The sequence below is a fragment of the Streptomyces mayteni genome (assembly GCF_054783955.1).
Map to the genome: position 1 here is coordinate 1 of NZ_BAAGPR010000138.1, position 16,863 is coordinate 16,863.

At 74.6% G+C, this 16,863-nt stretch carries 17 protein-coding genes and 1 rRNA gene; 11 read left to right on the top strand and 7 right to left on the bottom strand.

Features of this window, described 5'->3' with window-relative positions; genetic code table 11:
- The 3 genes from rrf to ACYVPE_RS35395 form a co-directional block, all read left to right on the top strand.
- A 5S ribosomal RNA gene (gene rrf / locus ACYVPE_RS35385) occupies positions 1 to 94 on the top strand; the annotation flags it as partial.
- A 135-nt stretch (positions 95 to 229) separates the two neighbouring features.
- Positions 230 to 1,333 (top strand): hypothetical protein, encoded by a 1,104-nt coding sequence (locus tag ACYVPE_RS35390; protein WP_461037913.1) that lies wholly within the window; start codon positions 230 to 232, stop codon positions 1,331 to 1,333.
- On the top strand, positions 1,276 to 2,097 hold the full coding sequence (locus ACYVPE_RS35395; RefSeq protein ID WP_461037914.1) for a hypothetical protein: 822 nt from the start codon (positions 1,276 to 1,278) through the stop codon (positions 2,095 to 2,097). The genes ACYVPE_RS35390 and ACYVPE_RS35395 overlap by 58 nt, the downstream gene beginning before the upstream one ends.
- Here the strand turns inward: ACYVPE_RS35395 and ACYVPE_RS35400 are convergent.
- The 3 genes from ACYVPE_RS35400 to ACYVPE_RS35410 are packed head-to-tail and all read right to left on the bottom strand — an operon-like array spanning position 2,088 to position 5,837.
- Positions 2,088 to 3,869: an IucA/IucC family protein gene (locus ACYVPE_RS35400; protein WP_461037915.1), complete on the bottom strand. Its 1,782-nt coding sequence runs from the start codon at positions 3,867 to 3,869 to the stop codon at positions 2,088 to 2,090. The genes ACYVPE_RS35395 and ACYVPE_RS35400 overlap by 10 nt on opposite strands.
- Positions 3,870 to 3,874: 5 nt before the next feature.
- Complete coding sequence (locus ACYVPE_RS35405; protein WP_461037916.1) at positions 3,875 to 4,465, bottom strand: GNAT family N-acetyltransferase; 591 nt, start codon at positions 4,463 to 4,465, stop codon at positions 3,875 to 3,877.
- A 40-nt stretch (positions 4,466 to 4,505) separates the two neighbouring features.
- The gene (locus tag ACYVPE_RS35410) at positions 4,506 to 5,837 is read right to left on the bottom strand and encodes a DUF1015 family protein (RefSeq protein ID WP_461037917.1); all 1,332 of its coding nucleotides are present in this window, start codon (positions 5,835 to 5,837) and stop codon (positions 4,506 to 4,508) included.
- A 64-nt stretch (positions 5,838 to 5,901) separates the two neighbouring features.
- Between ACYVPE_RS35410 and ACYVPE_RS35415 the strand changes: the two genes are divergently transcribed.
- Positions 5,902 to 6,966, top strand: a complete 1,065-nt coding sequence (locus tag ACYVPE_RS35415) for an HAD-IIA family hydrolase (protein WP_461037929.1) — start codon at positions 5,902 to 5,904, stop codon at positions 6,964 to 6,966.
- A gap of 52 nt (positions 6,967 to 7,018) precedes the next feature.
- Here ACYVPE_RS35415 and ACYVPE_RS35420 read toward each other — a convergent pair whose 3' ends face one another.
- Together ACYVPE_RS35420 and ACYVPE_RS35425 are read right to left on the bottom strand one after the other, a co-directional pair.
- The gene (locus ACYVPE_RS35420) at positions 7,019 to 7,918 is read right to left on the bottom strand and encodes an arginase family protein (RefSeq protein ID WP_461037918.1); all 900 of its coding nucleotides are present in this window, start codon (positions 7,916 to 7,918) and stop codon (positions 7,019 to 7,021) included.
- 26 nt (positions 7,919 to 7,944) lie between these two features.
- Positions 7,945 to 8,910, bottom strand: a complete 966-nt coding sequence (locus tag ACYVPE_RS35425) for a LysR family transcriptional regulator (RefSeq protein ID WP_461037919.1) — start codon at positions 8,908 to 8,910, stop codon at positions 7,945 to 7,947.
- Between the two features lie 73 nt (positions 8,911 to 8,983).
- Between ACYVPE_RS35425 and ACYVPE_RS35430 the strand changes: the two genes are divergently transcribed.
- Complete coding sequence (locus ACYVPE_RS35430) at positions 8,984 to 9,178, top strand: hypothetical protein (protein WP_461037920.1); 195 nt, start codon at positions 8,984 to 8,986, stop codon at positions 9,176 to 9,178.
- A gap of 46 nt (positions 9,179 to 9,224) precedes the next feature.
- Here ACYVPE_RS35430 and ACYVPE_RS35435 read toward each other — a convergent pair whose 3' ends face one another.
- Together ACYVPE_RS35435 and ACYVPE_RS35440 are read right to left on the bottom strand one after the other, a co-directional pair.
- A complete protein-coding gene (locus ACYVPE_RS35435; RefSeq protein ID WP_461037921.1) occupies positions 9,225 to 10,058 on the bottom strand; it encodes a siderophore-interacting protein in 834 nt (277 codons plus the stop codon).
- A gap of 79 nt (positions 10,059 to 10,137) precedes the next feature.
- Positions 10,138 to 11,181 carry an ABC transporter substrate-binding protein gene (locus ACYVPE_RS35440; RefSeq protein WP_461037922.1) on the bottom strand — a complete coding sequence of 348 codons (1,044 nt, stop codon included), beginning with the start codon at positions 11,179 to 11,181 and terminating at the stop codon, positions 10,138 to 10,140.
- A gap of 125 nt (positions 11,182 to 11,306) precedes the next feature.
- Between ACYVPE_RS35440 and ACYVPE_RS35445 the strand changes: the two genes are divergently transcribed.
- The 6 genes from ACYVPE_RS35445 to ACYVPE_RS35470 form a co-directional block, all read left to right on the top strand.
- Positions 11,307 to 12,350 (top strand): FecCD family ABC transporter permease, encoded by a 1,044-nt coding sequence (locus ACYVPE_RS35445; protein WP_461037923.1) that lies wholly within the window; start codon positions 11,307 to 11,309, stop codon positions 12,348 to 12,350.
- Positions 12,347 to 13,390 (top strand): FecCD family ABC transporter permease, encoded by a 1,044-nt coding sequence (locus ACYVPE_RS35450; RefSeq protein WP_461037924.1) that lies wholly within the window; start codon positions 12,347 to 12,349, stop codon positions 13,388 to 13,390. The genes ACYVPE_RS35445 and ACYVPE_RS35450 overlap by 4 nt, the downstream gene beginning before the upstream one ends.
- A 684-nt stretch (positions 13,391 to 14,074) precedes the next feature.
- A complete protein-coding gene (locus tag ACYVPE_RS35455) occupies positions 14,075 to 14,335 on the top strand; it encodes a hypothetical protein (RefSeq protein ID WP_461037925.1) in 261 nt (86 codons plus the stop codon).
- A 7-nt stretch (positions 14,336 to 14,342) separates the two neighbouring features.
- Positions 14,343 to 15,167, top strand: a complete 825-nt coding sequence (locus ACYVPE_RS35460) for a TlyA family RNA methyltransferase (RefSeq protein WP_461037926.1) — start codon at positions 14,343 to 14,345, stop codon at positions 15,165 to 15,167.
- Entirely contained in the window at positions 15,164 to 16,096 is a 933-nt protein-coding gene (locus ACYVPE_RS35465; RefSeq protein ID WP_461037927.1) for an NAD kinase, read from the top strand. The genes ACYVPE_RS35460 and ACYVPE_RS35465 overlap by 4 nt, the downstream gene beginning before the upstream one ends.
- Positions 16,097 to 16,151: 55 nt before the next feature.
- Positions 16,152 to 16,863 (top strand): AAA family ATPase (locus tag ACYVPE_RS35470; protein ID WP_461037928.1); only part of this gene is annotated, 712 nt, incomplete at its 3' end.

Consider the following 16,863-nt stretch of genomic DNA (forward strand, 5'->3'; position numbering starts at 1 on the left):
AACGCCCGGTTACATTCCGAACCCGGAAGCTAAGCCTGCCAGCGCCGATGGTACTGCATGGGGGACCGTGTGGGAGAGTAGGTCGCCGCCGGACAATCTTTTGGAACCTCTGGTTCCTCAGCGTACATGCTGAGGAACCAGAGGTTTTTTTGTTTTTCGGGTAAGGCAGGAAAGGCAGGAATCACGGCCATGACGGAATCGTCGGACGGTAGGTCGGAGCGGGAGTCGCGTGCCCCCCGGCGTGATGAGGATCGGGGCGGCTATCAGCGTGGCGGCGGCCGCGGGGACTGGCGAGGCGACCGTCGTGATGACCGCCGTGACGACCGTCGCGGTGGTCAGGGCCGTACTGGCGGCTCGTGGGGTCGAGGCGACGCCCGCCGGGACGACCGAGGTGGCGGCCGCCGCGATGAGGGAACGCGGCCGCGCTGGGAGTCGGGCGGCGACCGCGGCGGTGAGCGTGGGGGCTTCCGACGTGACGATCGCGGCCGCGACGACCGGCCGCGTGCCGACCGCCCAGGTCGGCCGGCCGGCGGTGGCTTCCGCCGTGACGACCGTCGCCCCGGGTACGGGAGTTCCGGCTCGGGCGGTGGCGCGGGCGGCTTCCGGCGCGACGATCGGCCGAGGGATGACCGTCCCCGTGGGGACCGGTTCCGTAGGGATGATCGGCCGCGTGACGATCGCTTCCGGCGGGACGACCGGCCGAGGGACGAGCGTCCCCGTGACGACAGGTTCCGACGTGACGATCGCCCGCGTGGTGAGCGCCCCCAGGGGGACCGCTTCCGGCGGGATGATCGGCCGCGCGACGACCGTCCCCGCAGGGACGATCGTCCTCGCGACGACCGGTTCCGGCGTGATGAGCGTCCTCGTGACGACCGTTTTCGTCGGGACGACCGGCCCAGGGACGATCGCCCCCAGGGGGACCGCTTCCGGCGGGATGATCGGCCGCGCGACGACCGTCCCCGCCGCGATGATCGGCCGCGGGATGACAGGTTCCGTCGGGACGACAGGCCGCGCGATGACCGTCCCCGTCGGGACGACCGTCCCCGCAGGGATGATCGGCCGAGGGACGATCGCTTCCGGCGGGACGAGCGTCCTCGTGACGACCGGTTCCGCAGGGATGATCGGCCGCGGCAGGGGGGGCGGGACGATCGGCCGTGGCGGGAGCGTGACGGTGAGCGTCGCGAGTCGGGTGGCCGGGACTTCCGCGGACGTCGTGACGACCGCGGCGGGCCGCGTGGCGGGTATCGGCGCGAGGGCGTGCGGCGCGGACCTGACATGGCGCGGGACCGTGACCGTGAGCGGGTCAGGCGGCTGCCGATCCCGGACGAGGTGACGGGCGACGAGATCGACCGTTCCGTGCGGCAGGAGCTGATGAGCCTGCCCAAGACCCTCGCCGTGGACGTGGCGCGGAACCTGGTCATGGTGGCCAGGCTCCTGGAGGACGACCCCGAGCGGGCCTACGGCTACTCGCGTGCGGCGCTGCGGCTCGCCTCGCGGGTGGGTGCGGTTCGTGAGGCGGCCGGGTTCGCGTCGTACGGCGTCGGGAAGTACAGCGAGGCGCTGACCGAGTTCCGTGCCGCCCGGCGGATGACCGGTTCCGTCCACCTGTGGCCGATCATGGCCGACTGCGAGCGTGGCATGGGGCGTCCCGAGCGGGCGTTGGCCATGGCCGGCGAACCCGAGGTGCGGCAGCTGGACAAGGCGGGACAGGTCGAGATGCGGCTGGTCGCGGCCGGCGCCCGGCGCGACATGGGGCAGGCGGACGCGGCCGTGGTGACGTTGCAGAGCCCGGAGTTGGCCTCCAACTCCGTCCAGCCCTGGACGGCGCGGCTGCGGTACGCCTACGCGGACGCGCTGCTGGCCGTCGGCCGGGAGGACGAGGCGCGCGAGTGGTTCGCCAAGGCCGTGGAGGCCGACCAGGGCGGAACCACCGACGCCTCGGACCGGCTGGCCGAGCTGGACGGGTTGGAGTTCGTCGACGCGCTCGACCCGGACCTCGAGGACGACGAGGACGACGAGGACGACGAGGACGACGAGGACGACGAGGTCGAGGACGCCGAGGAGGCCGATGCCGAGGAGGGCCGGGATCAGGCGTAGCGGGCGATCGGGTTCTCGAGCGTGCCGACCAGCTGCAGTGAGCCGCTGGGGTCCTGGAGGTCCACCATCTGGCGGTTGTCGCGCAGCTGGAGGCGGTTGAGGCAGGACAGGGCGAAGCGCTCGGCGAACAGGTCGAACCGCCGGTACTTCTCGCTGAGTTCCGGAACGGCCTGCTGGTAGTCGGTGACGCAGGCGGCCACGGTCGCCCAGAAGGCGTCCTCGGTCAGCAGGCCGTTCTCGGTGAGAACTCCGCTGAGGAAGCGGAAGAAGCAGTCGAAGACGTCGGTGAAGACGGAGAGCGCCCACACGTCGTCCGGCACGTCGACGCGGATCCGCTCGACCTCGGGCGGCAGGGGTTGCTCGGCGCTCATCACGCCGATCTCCTCGGCGATGTCCTTCATGATGACGCGGCGCGGCACGCCGTTCTCCAGGACCAGGATGACGTTCTCGCCGTGCGGCATGAAGGCCAGGTCGTAGGCGTAGAGGCAGTGCAGCAGCGGGGTCAGGTAGGCGTCGAGGTAGTGGCGCAGCCAGACCTCGGCGGGCAGTCCCGACTCGGCGATCAGGGCGGCGGCGAACGAGTCGCCGTTCCGGTCGGTGTGCAGCAGGGAGGCCATGGTGGCCAGCCGCTGGCCCGGTTCCAGGGTGGGCACCGGGCTCTCGCGCCAGAGCGCGGCGAGCATCTTGAGGTAGGGGGAGCCCTTCTCGGTCGCGGCCTCGTAGTGCCGGTGGTGGTAGCCGATGGCGGCGTGCTCGCGGATGATCGAGAAGCCGGTGCCGGTGAGGAGGTCGTCCTTGGCGATCAGCCCGGCCAGCCAGTCGTTGATGGCCGGGGTGGCCCGCATGTAGCTGGCGGAGAGGCCGCGCAGGAAGCCCATGTTGAGGACGGAGAGCGCCGTCTTGACGTAGTGCTTCTCGGGGGCGTCGGTGTTGAAGAACGTGCGGATGGACTGCTGGGCGCGGTAGGCGTCGTCGCCCTCGCCGAGGCAGACCAGGTGGCGCCTGGCGACCTCGCCGGCGAAGGTGACGGAGAGCCGGTTCCACCACTGCCAGGGGTGGACGGGGAGCAGGTAGTAGTCGGCGAGGTCGAGGCCGAGCGCCGTCATCCGGTCGGCGAACCGGCGTCGGGTCGTCGCGGCGAGTTCGCCGGCGATCAGGGTCTCGTAGTCGATGTCGGTGGAGGCGGTGAACGTGGCCAGGTCGCGGCGGGCGGCGAGCCAGACCAGTCGGACGGGGGAGCCGGTCTCGGGGGCGTAGGAGAGGTACTCGGCGGCGTCGAAGCCGAGGCGGCCGTTGTTGGCCACGAAGCAGGGGTGGCCCTCGGTCATGGCGGCCTCGACGGTCTGGAAGTCGGCGCCGGCCAGCTCGGCGGCCGGCCGGTGGGGCGCGGCGAGCTTGAAGGCGGTGCCGGCCATGGTGCTGGTGATCTCCTCCAGGTAGACCGGGAGGACGTCGTCGGAGAGCCCGAGGGCGCCGCGCAGGTCGAGGAAGAAGTCGAGGGCGTCGAGGGGGAGCGGGACGCCGTCGCGTTCGCGGACGATCGAGTCGGGGTCGATCAGCCAGTGGTCGAGCCTGAGCCGGCGGGCGGTGAAGTGGTAGGCGAGGGTGGGGTCGTCGGCGCGGACCGTGTGGCGTCCGTCGGGGCGCGGCTCCGGGGCCAGGAGGCGTTCGTGGGCGAACTCGGCGAGCGCCTTGCGTATCAGGAGACGGTTGGCGCGCTCCCAGAGCTCGGGGGTGAGGTGGGCGACGGCTTCGTGGGGGACGGTCGTCATGCGGTTCACTCCTGGGGTGCTGCCGTGGCGGCCCTGGTGGCCCTCGCGGCCTCGTACTGTGCGCGGGTGCAGAAGCTGAGCAGGGCGTCCTTGCCGGGCAACGGGACTCTCCGCTCGACCTGGAAGCCGACGGCGGCGTTGAGGGCGTGGACGGGCGTGTTGCGGGCGTCGGGTTCGACGACCACGCGGTGGTTGCGGGGGTCGGCGAAGAGCAGTTCCATCACGGTGGTGATCACGGCGAGGGTGAAGCCGCGAAGCGGCGCGTCGGTGGGGGCGACCAGGAAGTGCATGCCGACGTCGCCCGGTTGGACCGGATAGACGGAGCCCACCGGGTCGTGGGCCGGGTCGTACGCCTCGACGAGGAAGGCCGGCTCTCCGTTGTGCAGGCCGAGGTACGCCTGGTGCGCGGGGGCGTCGTCGATGGCCTGGAACGCCGTGTGGACGTCGTGGAGTTCGGCGTCCCGCATCAGCCAGAAGACGGATTTGGGGTGGGTGAGCCAGCGGTGCAGCAGCTCGGCGTCGGCGGTGGGGTCGACGAGGCGGAGGGCGAACTCGCCGAGCCGTTCGTCGTGTCGGGCGAAGACGGTGGGGCGCATGGGTCTCCCAGGTGCGGCGGCAACTGGAAGTGAGGTTAGCCTAACCTAAATTTGCTCGACAATCGGGTTCGCCCGACGTCTCGCCCTCCGGACGCTTCCGTAGCGCGTTCCGCGGCTCGTCCCGGGGGTCGTCCCGGGGGTCGCGCAGCAGCAGACCGGTGGCCGGCTTGGGGCCGAATGACGTCGACTTGTGCGGCATGGTGACGCCGCGCTCGGCCAGCGTTCGCACGGTCTCCTCCCGCACCGCCCGCATGAGTACCGCGAACCCGTCGCCCGAACCGGCGGCCTGCGCGACGGCGGCGGGCGCGCTGTGCAGATGACGGACCCGGAGCTCGCGGCCGGCCGCCGGCCGCCACAGCTCGCCGAGCAGGGCCGCGTTGAACACGCTCGCGTCCAACTCCCGCCAGACACGGGGCCGGTCGGCCGGAACGGTGCGGGCGAGGAGCGCCGGGTCCGGCCGGTCGAGGAGGTGGAACATGCCGTTCGCGCCGGCCAGCAGGAAGGCGTTGCCCGGGGTGGCGTCGAGGGCGCGCAGCGCCGCGTCGAGCGGGCCGGCCACGGGGCCGACCCGGAACGCCGCGCCCGCCCTGGCCAGCGCCTCGGCGGGCGGCAGGCCGGCGAGCACCCGGTGGATCGGACTGACTCGCAGCGGGTGGCGGTCGGTGTCGACGAGCAGCACCAGGCCGCGGTCCCACGGCGGGCGGCCGCCGTGCTCGGCGCTGAGCCGCAGGCGGGTGGCCCAGCGGTGGTGACCGTCCGCGATCAGGGCGCGGTGCCTGGCCAACTCGGCGCGGACCGCGGCGATCTCGGCCGGCTCGGTGACGGCCCAGATCCGGTGCTCGGTGGCGTCGTCGGTGGGCGTGGCAAGCAGCGGCGGGCCGGCCGTCGCGCGTTCGACGACGGCGGGCACCGCGTCGTCGCGCGCGCCCCGGTAGGCGAGGAGCAGCGGTTCCAGGTCGGTGCGGGTGGCCCGCAGCAGCGCGGCCCGCTCGTCGACCACCTCGGGGATGACGTCCTCGTGCGGCAGCACCGTGCCCGCGCTCGGCGGGGTCAGCCGGAGGGCGCCCATGATGCCGCGCTGGAGCGGGAGCCCGGGGGCGCGCTGCTCGTACACGTAGAGCGCCGGGGTCAGGTCGGTCCGCAGCACGCCCGCGGCACGCCACTCGCGGAGGGTGGCGGCGGCGCGCTCCGGCGTGCGTGGCAGGATCAGCCGGACGATGTTGTGCGGGTCCGAGGTCTCCAGGTCGCGCTGCTCGTCCGGCCGCACGACGACGTCGTACGGCGGCGAGATCACGTCGGCGAGGTTGCCGACCCGCTCGGGCGCGTAACGGAGCGCGCGGAACGGGGCGAGGTCCAGGCCGGCGGCGTGCATCCCCGCATCGTATGCCGCGTGGATCACGGGAGAAGATGGGGGAATCATGGCTGACAACGCTGACATGTCCGGCAGGGCCGGCACGGAGAACGGGGCCGCGGCATCCGCGCCGAGCGGATCCGAGCGGGCGCTCCACGAGATCCACGACACCGCGCTGCTCGACCTGGACGGCGTGATCTACGCGGGTGGCGAGGCGATTCCGCACGCCGTGGAGTCGCTGCGGGTGGCGCGGGAGGCCGGCATGCGGCTGGCCTACGTGACCAACAACGCGGCCCGCACCCCGGAGACCGTCGCCGCGCACCTCACCAGGCTCGGCGTCGCGGCCGAGCCGGCCGAGGTGGTGACGTCGGCGCAGGCCGTGGCCCGGCTGATCGCCGAGCAACTACCCGCCGGCGCGCGGGTCCTGTGCGCGGGTGGTGAGGGGCTCCGGGTGGCGCTCAGTGAGCGCGGTCTGCGCCCGGTGGACTCGGCCGACGACGAGCCGGCGGCGGTCGTGCAGGGCTACGGCGGCCCCGAGCTGCCGTGGGGCGTGATCGCGGAGGCGGCGCTCGCGGTCAACCGCGGCGTGCCGTGGTTCGCGTCCAACACGGACCTGACCATCCCCAGCGGGCGGGGCATCGTGCCGGGGAACGGCGCCGCCGTGGAGGCGGTGCGGATCGCCACCGGGCGGCGCAGCGAGCCGCAGGTCGCGGGGAAGCCGCAACCGCCGATGCACCGGGAGTCGATACTGCGCACCGGGGCGCGGCGGCCGTTGGTCGTCGGCGATCGGCTCGACACGGACATCGAGGGGGCGCACGCCGGGGGCGTGGACTCGCTGCTGGTGATGACCGGTGTGACGGACGAGGCGGAGCTGCTGGCGGCGCGCCCCGACCATCGTCCGACGTTCGTGGCCGCCGACCTCAGGGGGCTGCTGACGCCGCAGCCGGCGGTGTCGGCGGACGCCGAGGGCGGTTGGCGGTGCGGTGGTTGGCGGGCGGTCGTCGTCGGCGACGAGCTGCGTCTCGACGGCGGGGGCGACGACGGCGGCGATCCGGTGGACGGGCTGCGCGCCCTCTGCGGGGCCGCCTGGTCGGCGGCCGACCGCGGCCACCGGCTCCGCCCCTGGCGAGGCGGACTCCTGCCCGCCTGAGGCGGGCACCCGCCGCGCGCCCGCCGCGCACCCGCCGCGCACCCGGCGGGGGTCAGCGGTGGGTGAGTGCCGACACGAGGAGGTCGGCGAGCAGGGCGGCGCAGGAGCCGTCCGGGTCGAGGTCCGGGTCGTAGATGGTGACGTTGAGCCCCACGCACCGGGGTGAGCCGGTCAACGCCCGCAGCAGCGGCGCGAGTTCGTCGGGCAGCAGACCGCCGTCGTCCGGGCTGTCCACGGCCGGCATCACCGACGGGTCGAGAACGTCGGCGTCCAGGTGCACCCAGAAGCCGTCGAGCGCCGGCGCCTCCATCGCCCGCAGCGCCGCGTCGGCCGCCTGCCCGGCGCCGCGCTCCCGGATCTCGCCCACCGTCGTGCTGGCGATGCCCGACGCCGTGAGCTCGGCGCGCTCCGGGTCGTCGTCCCGGATGCCCAGGACCTGGACGTCGCTCTCCAGGACGTAAGGACGCAGCCCTTCGAGGTCCGTGAGGTCCGCCTGCCCGCGGCCGGTGGCGAGGGCGAGTTCCTCGCCGCCCGCGGCGCCGACGCGGTCGGAGTTGCCGGGGTGCCGGAAGTCGGCCGAGCCGTCGATGACGGCGACCCCGTACCGGCCGACGCGGCGCAGCGCGAGCGAGGCGCCGAGCTGGATGGAGCAGTCCCCGCCGAGGACCACGGGGAAGGCGCCGGCCCGCACGTGCCGCTCGACGCGGTCGGCGAGCCGGCGGGTGTACGCGGCGATCGGCCCCGCGTGGAACACCCCGTCGCCCTCCTGCCAACCCTCACGGTCGTAGCGGGGCGGCACGACGACGCCTCCCTCGTCGGCGCCGAGCCGCGCCAGCAGCCCCTGCTCGCGCAGCGCGCCGGCCAGCTTGTAGCACCCGGGCACGGCCCCCTCGAAGGGCGGCCTGAGACCGAGGTTCGACGGGGCGTCGATGAGCACGGGACGAGGGCGCATCGCCCCATTGTGCCGGGTGGTGGCCGTCAGGCGTGGGCTCGTGCTGGAGGGCGGTCGGCGTCGGACGCGGCCAGGGCGAGCGCCGGGTGCGCGGTGATCACCTCGTCGAGCGCTTCGAGCCCGTGCCTGATCAGCGGGTGGGCGCGGCTGCCCTGCCGCACGCAGGTGAGGATCCGGCGGGAGATGGGCAGTTCGGCGGTGAGAGGGACGCGGACCGTGCGGTGGCTGGGCGGGATCTCGGTGAGCCTGGGGTAGAGGGAGATGCCGAGGCCGTGGCCGACCATGGCGGAGACGGCCGCCCACTCCTTGGCCCAGTGCGCGACCGCGGGGGTGAAGCCGGCGACGGCGCAGAACACCAGGACGCGCTGGTAGTGGTCGCAACTGCCGGGCAGCGGCAGCACCCAGTCCTCGCGGGCGGTCTCGGCCAGTTGCACCTCGGTGCGTGCGGCCAGGGGGTGGCCGGCCGGCACGATGAGGTCGAGGGGTTCGTCGAGCAGCCGCTCCTGGTCGAAGCGGGAGTCGCTGGGGTTGGGGAAGTCCTCGGAGGGCGCCACGAGGGCGATGTCGGCGTCGGTGGAGAGCAGCAGGTCGAAGCTGGCGGCGGTCTCGGACTCGGTGATCATCACGGTGAGGCCGGGGTGGCGCTTGCGCAGCAGGGCGGTCGCCGGGGCGATCAGCCCGGTGACGGCGCTCGGGTAGCCGCAGATCCGCAGCAGGCCGGCCTCGCCGGAACGGTAGGCCTCGAGGGCGGACTCGGCCTCCTCCCAGCGGGCCATGAGTTCCTCGCCGTGCCTGATGACCAGGTGCGCGGCGCCGGTCAGCCGGATCCTGCGGCCCTGCGGTTCGACCAGCTGGACCCGCAACTCCTTGGCCAGCTCCCGGAGCTGGTGGGAGACCGCGGACGGGGTCAGATACAGCGCGGCGGCCGCCGCGGTCACCGTGCCGTGTTGGTGCACCGCGCGGAGCACCTGGAGCCGACGGGGATCAATCATGCAGTAATTCTGCACGATGCACCCGAGAAATGTGAAATGGACCTGAACGGTCTCGCGGTCGCACACTGCCGGTATGACTCAGACGATCCAGCACCCCCAGGTGACCACCGCACCCGTCGAGCTCTCCCACCACACCACGAGTGAGGGCACCGTGGTCTGGCTCCGCTGCGGCTGCGGCCGGCTGCGGATGGTCTTCACCCCCGACTCCCCGGCCGACCGCGCCATGGCGGCCGGCGGCCGCACCCCCGGCTGCCCGTACTGCGGCTGACCGTACTTGTGGCTGACCGCGCCGCGGCCGGCCGCGCGTCGATCGGCTACGCCGCCAGGGCCTCCTGGAGGAGGGTGTCCTCCGAGGTGTCGCGGCGCCAGTAGCCGGTGAAGGTGACGCGGCCGCGGTCGAGGCCGCGGTCGTTCACGAGGTGACGGCGGAGGGCACGGACGTGGCCGGCCTCGCCGGCGAGCCAGGCGTAGGAAGCGCCGGGCGGCAGGTGGCGGTCGCGGAGCGCGGCCAGCAGCGGGTTGGGGTCGGGGGCTGGCAGCCGGTCGTGGCAGAGCCAGGTGATCTCCGCGTCGGCCCTGGTAGACAACCGCTGGCGGTCGGCGGCGTGTTCGGTCTCGATCCAGACCCGGGCCGGCATGCCGGCCGGCAGCCAGGCCAGGATGCCGGCGATGGCGGGGAGGGCCGAGGCGTCGCCGGCGATCAGCACCTGCTCGGTGTCCGGCGGCGGGCGGAAGTCGACGCCGGCGTTGTCCTCCTCGGTCGGGCCGAGGAGCGAGAGCCGCGCGCCGGGCCGGGCGACGAGGGCCCAGCGGGAGGCGGGGCCCTCACACGCGCCGTGCAGCGCGAAGTCGATGTCGAGCTCGCCGACTTCGCGCCGGTGTTCGCGCACGGTGTAGGTGCGCATGGGGGCGCGCTCGTCCGGGTCCATCCGCTGCCAGGCGGGCCACCAGCCGGCGCCCTCGCCGCGCGGGACGGCCGCCCGGTGCTGGCCGGGGCGGGGCAGGAACAGCTTGACGCGCTGGTCCCGGCCGCCGCCGAGGAAGCGGTCGAGTTCGGCGCCGCCCACCGTGACGCGGGCGAAGCCGGGGCTGATCCGGCGGGTGCGCAGGACGTGCAGGTCGAAGAACTCGAAGGGGCGTGCGCTCATGGCGGTGCGTCCTTTCGGGTCGGTTCGGGTGGGTTCGGGTTGGTTCAGATCGGATCGGTTCTGATCTTGTGAGTACGGCTCAGGTCAGCCGGCTCGCGGAGCGGATCCCCTCGGCCAGGCTCTCCATCGCCGGGGCGCAGCCGGCGTAGCTGTAGGTGGGCTCCGGGTTCCAGGCGGCGACCTGGCCGGCCACGACGGCGGGGAGGATGCGCCAGGTGGGCTTGGTCTCGGCGAGTCGGTCGGCCTGGAGACTGATGGCCCGGTCGTCGAGGAGGATCAGGTCGGCGGGGTAGCGGCCCGCGTTCTCCCAGCTCACGGACTGGAAGGTGCCGGCCTCGTCCGGGGTGTCGGGGACGATGAGCTCCACGCCGAGTTCCTGGTAGTAGGTCAGGTCCGAGAGGTCGCTCGGCACGCAGAACCAGAGCTTGTCCTCGGTGGCCGAGAGGGCGAGGACCCGCAGCCCCGGGTTGTCGCGGGCGGCCTGGCGAACGGCCTCCGCCGCGGCGTCGAAACGGTTCTTCGCCTCGGCGGTCGCGGGGGCGGCGAGGTCGGCGCCGAGCGCCTCGGCCAGTTCCGCGTACCGCTCGACGGTGGTGCGCAGCGGCGGGCCGACGTTGGCGATGCCGATGCTCGGCGCGATGCCGAGGATGTCGGACGCGGTGTCCGCCGGCACCCACCACAGGTCGGGCGGGGTGTGGATGTCGCTGACCAGCAGCTGGGGTTCGAGGCCGAGGTACGCCTCCAGGTTGAACTCGCCCCAGGCGTTGCCCAGTCGGGTCAGCCGGTCCAGGTCGAGGCCGGCGGCCAGCACGCTGGGTTGTCCTTCGGCCGCCTCGGCCGGGCCGAAGACGCCCACGCACTCGATGCCGTAGTCGAGGAGGGCGGCGGCCGAGCCGACGTAGGCGACGATCCGCTCGGGTACGGCGTCCAGCGTGACGGTCTCCTCGCGGTCGTCGGTGAAGGTGAACGCGCCCGCGCTGCCTCCGCCGCCCTCGGGGGTGTCTGATCCGCCGGCGCCGCAGGCCGTGAGCAGGCCGGCGGTGCCCACGGTGCCGCTCGCGGCCAGGAAGCCCCGGCGGGAGACGGCGCGCGCCGGCGGCTTCGGCAGGAGTGTGCTCGGCATCGGATCACCTTTTCGGGACGCGGTTCGACCAGGTCGGCATCCGGAACGGGCGACCTAGCGAGGTTAGGCTAACCTAACCGCATGTCGCTGAGGAGTTCCACCAAGGGGCGCGCAGGGTGACGGCGATGGGGGCGAGCGCGCCGCCGGGGCCGGCGCTCGACGTGCGGCTCACGCGCCGGCGCACGGCTCGGCGCGCGGGTGGACTTCTCGCGGCGGTCGGCGTGTTGGCGCTGGTCGCCGCCGCCAGCGTCGCCCTCGGCGCCAAGTCCGTCCCGCTGGGGCAGGTGTGGCACGGCCTGTTCGCCTACTCGGGGACCGAGACCGACGTCGTCGTCCGCGAACTCCGGCTGCCCCGCACGATCCTCGGGCTGCTCTGCGGCGCCGCGCTCGGCCTGGCCGGGGCCGTGATGCAGGCGCTCACCCGCAACCCGCTCGCGGACCCCGGGCTGCTCGGCGTCAACGCCGGTGCCGCGGCCGCCGTCGTGTCCGCCATCAGCTTTCTCGACGTCACCTCGCCGGCCGGCTACGTGTGGTTCGCCTTCCTCGGCGCCGCCGCCGTCGCGGTCGCGGTCTACGCGCTGGGCGGCAGCCGCGCGGCCACCCCCGTGCGGCTCGCGCTCGCCGGGACGGCCGTCAGCGCCGCGCTCCACGGCTACACCCAGTCCGTCGAACTCCTCGACACCGCAGCCCTGGACCGGATGCGGTTCTGGGCCGTGGGCTCGCTCGCGTCGGCCAGCGGCGACATCGTCGGGCAGCTGCTGCCGTTCCTCGCCCTCGGCACGGTCCTCGCGCTGGCCCTCGGCCGACCGCTGAACGCCGTCGCCCTCGGCGACGACGCGGCGCGCGCCCTCGGCACCCGCCCGGGCCGCACCCGCGCCCTGGCCATGCTCGCCGTCACCCTGCTGTGCGGCGCGGCCACCGCCGCCTGCGGGCCGATCGTCTTCGTCGGGCTGATCGTGCCCCACCTGGTCCGGGCCATCACCGGCCCCGACCTGCGGTGGACGCTGCCCTACGCGGCCGTACTCGCCCCCGCGCTGCTCCTGGGCGCCGACGTGATCGGACGCCTCGTCGCGCGACCCTCGGAACTCCAGGTCGGCATCGTCACCAGCCTGATCGGCGGCCCGGTCTTCGTCTACCTGGTCCGCCGCCACCGGACGGCCCGGCTGTGAACCGCGTCACGCTCCGCGGCGGTCCCGACGGTCGCGGCTGGTCGGTGCGGCTCGACGGCCGGAGCCTGGCGGTCGGCGGCGGCCTCTCCCTGCTGACGCTGGCCGTGGGCGTCCTGCTCGTCGGCACCGGCGACTACCCGCTGAAGCCGGCCGAGGTGCTGCGCACCCTGGCCGGCGGCGGCACCCCGGCCCAGGACCTCGTCGTCCTCGAACTGCGGTTGCCGCGACTGCTGGTGGGACTGCTCGTCGGACTCGCGCTCGGCCTCGCCGGCGCCGTCTTCCAGTCCGTCTCGCGCAACCCGCTCGGCAGCCCCGACATCGTCGGCTTCGGACAGGGCTCGGCGGCCGGCGCCCTCACCGTGATCACGCTGACCGGCGGCGGGAGCCTCGCGGTCGCCGCCGGCGCGGTGGCCGGCGGGCTGGCCACCGGGGCGGCCGTCTACCTGCTGGCCTGGCGCGGCGGCGTCCAGGGCTACCGCCTCGTGCTGGTCGGCATCGGCGTCGCCGCCGTGCTCAGCGCCGCCAACGGCTACCTGCTCACCCAGGCCGGCATCACGGACGCCGCCCGCGCCGTGCTGTGGCTCGCGGGCTCGCTCAACGGCCGTGACTGGGCCGAGTTCTGGCCGCTCGCGGCGGTCTGCTGCCTGCTGCTGCCTGCGGTGCTCGCCCTGGGGCGTCCGCTGCGGATCCTGGAACTGGGCGACGACACGGCCGTGGCGCTCGGGGTGCGGGTCGAACGGGTCAGGCTGTCGCTGGTGGCGGCCGCCGTGCTGCTCACGGCGGCGGCCACGGCCGCCGCGGGACCGATCGGCTTCGTGGCGCTCACCGCGCCGCAGCTCGCCCGCCGCGTCACCCGGGCCCCCGGCCCCAACCTGCTGCCGGCCGCCCTCATGGGCGCGCTGCTGCTAGCCACCGCCGACCTGGTCGCCCAGTCGGCCTTCGCCGACCGGCAGCTGCCGGTCGGCGCCGTGACGGGCGTCCTCGGCGGCGGCTACCTGCTGTGGCTCCTCTTCACGGAACGACGCTCCGGCCGCGTGTGACCCCCTGGCGGGGGCAAGGCCTCGTGACCCCCGAACCGGCGCCGGACCGAGGCACCGGCCCGGACGGTGCGGTACGTCGCCGGACCCGGGCGCGGAGACGGACAGGATTGGGGGAGCGGGGCGGGTGCGCCGATCCGCCTGGCGGCGGCTGGCCGGCGAGGGCGGATGGACCGCGCAGCGACGCTGTGCCTTCGGCCGAGGCCGGCCGACGTTTCGCTGGCGTGGGCGGCCTGGCGCCCGGGCCGGCGGCTGCGGTCTGGCGGGCCGCGGCGGCCGTGCGGCGGCGGAGGCCGGCTATGCGCCCCGGCTGGGATGCCGCGTAACCGAATGGGGCCGTGGGGCCGATGTCCCCGGCCGAGGGGCCGCGTTGGCGCGTGAGCCGCGGGCCTGCCGGCGCCGAGGAGGGAAGGCGCCGAGCCTGGTGCCCAGCCAGAGCGCCGCGTGTGACCACCGCTGGTGTGCGGCCGGCTCGCCGGCATCCATGTGGGGCTGGCCGCGGAGGCCGGTTGGCGGCAGTCGGACGGCGTGGCCGGCGTGTCGGCCGGTGCAGCCGGGGTGGGCCGCCCCGCGGCCCGATGGTGTCGCCGCCAGGGTCGGCGGGGGCCGGGGCGGCCGCCCCGGTAGGCCCGCCAGGGCGTCCCTTCGGGGCGGTAGGCCGCCAGGCCGGCTTGGTAGCGTCGGGGCATGGACGAGGAGCCTCTTGCCGAGCAAGCCCCGGAGCCCGAGGACGACGGCCCGCGCCCGTTGGGCGTCGAGGTGCGGCCCACCGGACACGGTGGCGTGGACGCCCAGTTGGCCCGGCTGGCCGACGCCGACCACCTCGGCGTCCCGGGACACCTGGAGGTGTACGAGGATGTGCACCGCGGTCTGCGCGAGACGTTGGCCGCCCTCGACCAGCCGGCCGGGCCGCCCGTGCCCGGCCCCCCGCCCATTCCCAGGAGCTGAACCCCACGTGGCAGCAGCGACCCAGCGACGCCTCAGCCGCCTCGACGCGGAACTGGTGCGCCGCAAGCTCGCCCGTTCCCGTGAGCACGCCAGAGAGCTCATCGACGCGGGCCGGGTCACCGTCAACGGCGGCGTCGCGGGCAAGCCCGCCACCCAGGTCGCCACCGGCGCGGCCCTGGTCGTCCGCGAGGACGCCGACGACCCGGGCTACGCCTCCCGAGGCGGCCACAAACTCGCGGGGGCGCTCGACGCGTTCACGCCGCGCGGGTTGCGCGTCGCCGGCCGCCGGGCGCTCGACGCCGGGGCGTCCACCGGCGGGTTCACCGACGTGCTGCTGCGCGCCGACGCCGCCGAGGTGATCGCCGTCGACGTCGGCTACGGGCAGCTCGCCTGGCACCTGCGCGCCGACGAGCGGGTCACCGTCATGGACCGCACGAACGTACGCGAGTTGACGCTCGAGGCCATCGGAGGACGGCCCGTCGACCTGGTGGTCGGCGACCTGTCCTTCATCCCGCTCGGCCTGGTGCTGCCCGCCCTCGTCGGGTGCGCGGCGCCCGACGCCGACCTGGTGCTGATGGTCAAGCCGCAGTTCGAGGTCGGCCGCGAACGCCTCGGCAGCGGCGGCGTGGTGCGCGACCCGGCGCTGCGCGCCGAGGCCGTCCGCACCGTCGCCGCGCACGCCGCCGAGCTGGGGCTCGGCGCGCTCGGCGTGGTCGCGAGCCCGCTGCCAGGACCCTCAGGCAATGTTGAATACTTTCTCTGGCTGCGTGCCGGGGCACCCGCGCTCGACCCGGCCGACGTCGACCGCGCCGTGACCGAGGGGCCTCAGTGACCGTCAGCACCGGGACCAACCACACCGAAGAACGTACCGTCTTCCTGCTCGCGCACACCGGTCGCGCCGCCGCGATCCGCAGCGCCGAACTCGTCGTCCAGGGCCTGCTCGCCCACGGCATCGGCGTCCGGGTGCTGGACGAGGAGGCCGCCGACCTGCCGCTGCCGGCCAGCGTCGAGCGGGTCAAGGTCGCCAAGGACGAGACCCGCGGCGTGGTGGACGGCTGCGAACTGCTCGTGGTGCTCGGCGGCGACGGCACGCTGCTGCGCGGCGCCGAGTTCTCCCGCGCCTCCGGCGTGCCGATGCTCGGCGTCAACCTCGGTACCGTCGGCTTCCTCGCCGAGGCCGAACGCGACGACCTCGACCAGGTGGTGGACCGCGTCGTCACCCGCGACTACGAGGTCGAGGAGCGGATGACCCTGGACGTCACCGTGCTGAGCGACGGCCGGGCCGTGCACGTCGACTGGGCGCTCAACGAGGCGTCCGTCGAGAAGGTCGCCAGGGAACGGATGATCGAGTTGGTGTTGGAGGTGGACGGCCGCCCGGTCTCCGGGTTCGGCGGCGACGGTGTGGTCTGCGCCACCCCCACCGGCTCCACCGCCTACGCGTTCTCCGCCGGCGGTCCCATCGTCTGGCCCGAGGTCGAGGCCCTGCTGATGGTGCCGATCAGCGCCCACGCCCTGTTCGCGAAGCCACTGGTCACCGCCCCCGCCTCGGTGCTCGCCGTCGAGGTCAGGCCGCACACCAGCTCGGGCGTGCTCTGGTGCGACGGCCGCCGCACCATCGACCTGCCGCCCGGCGCCCGGGTCGAGGTGCGGCGCGGCGCCGTCCCGGTGAGGCTGGCCAGGCTCCACCACGCGCCGTTCACCGACCGGCTGGTCGCCAAGTTCGCACTGCCGGTGGCGGGCTGGCGCGGCGCCCCGCGCTGACCGCGGAACCCCGGGTGCGGGGGGCCGTCGTCGCGAGTCCCCCCGCGAACCTCGTATGGTCGTATCCGTGTTGGAGGAGATGCGGATCAAGGGCCTGGGCGTGATCGACGACGCTGTCGTCGAGCTGTCCTCCGGCTTCACCGCGGTGACGGGTGAGACCGGCGCGGGCAAGACCATGGTCGTCACCAGCCTCGGCCTGCTGCTCGGGGGCCGCGCGGACGCCGGCTACGTGCGGGTCGGCGCCCAGGCCGCCGTCGTGGAGGGCCGCGTCACCGTCCCGCCCGACGCGCCCGCCGCCCACCGGGCGGAGGAGGCGGGCGCCGAACTGGACGACGGGGCGCTGCTCGTCAGCCGCACCATCTCGGCCGAGGGGCGCTCGCGCGCCCACGTCGGCGGTCGGTCGGTGCCGGCCGGGCTGCTCGCCGAGCTGGGCGAGGAGCTGATCGCGGTGCACGGCCAGACCGACCAGCAGGGGCTGTTGCGCCCCGCCAGACAGCGGCAGGCGCTCGACCGCTACGCCGGCTCGGCCGTCGCCGGGCCGCTCGCCGACTACCAGGAGACCTACCGGCGGCTGCGCGAGGCCGGCGCCACCCTGGCCGAGCTGACCACCCGCGCCAGGGAGCGCGCGCAGGAGGCCGACCTGCTGCCGCTCGGCCTCGACGAGATCGCCGCCGCCGAGCCGAGGCCGGGCGAGGACGCCGAGCTCACGGCCGAGGCCGGCCGGCTCGGCCACGCCGAGGCGCTGGCCACGGCCGCCGCCGCGCTGC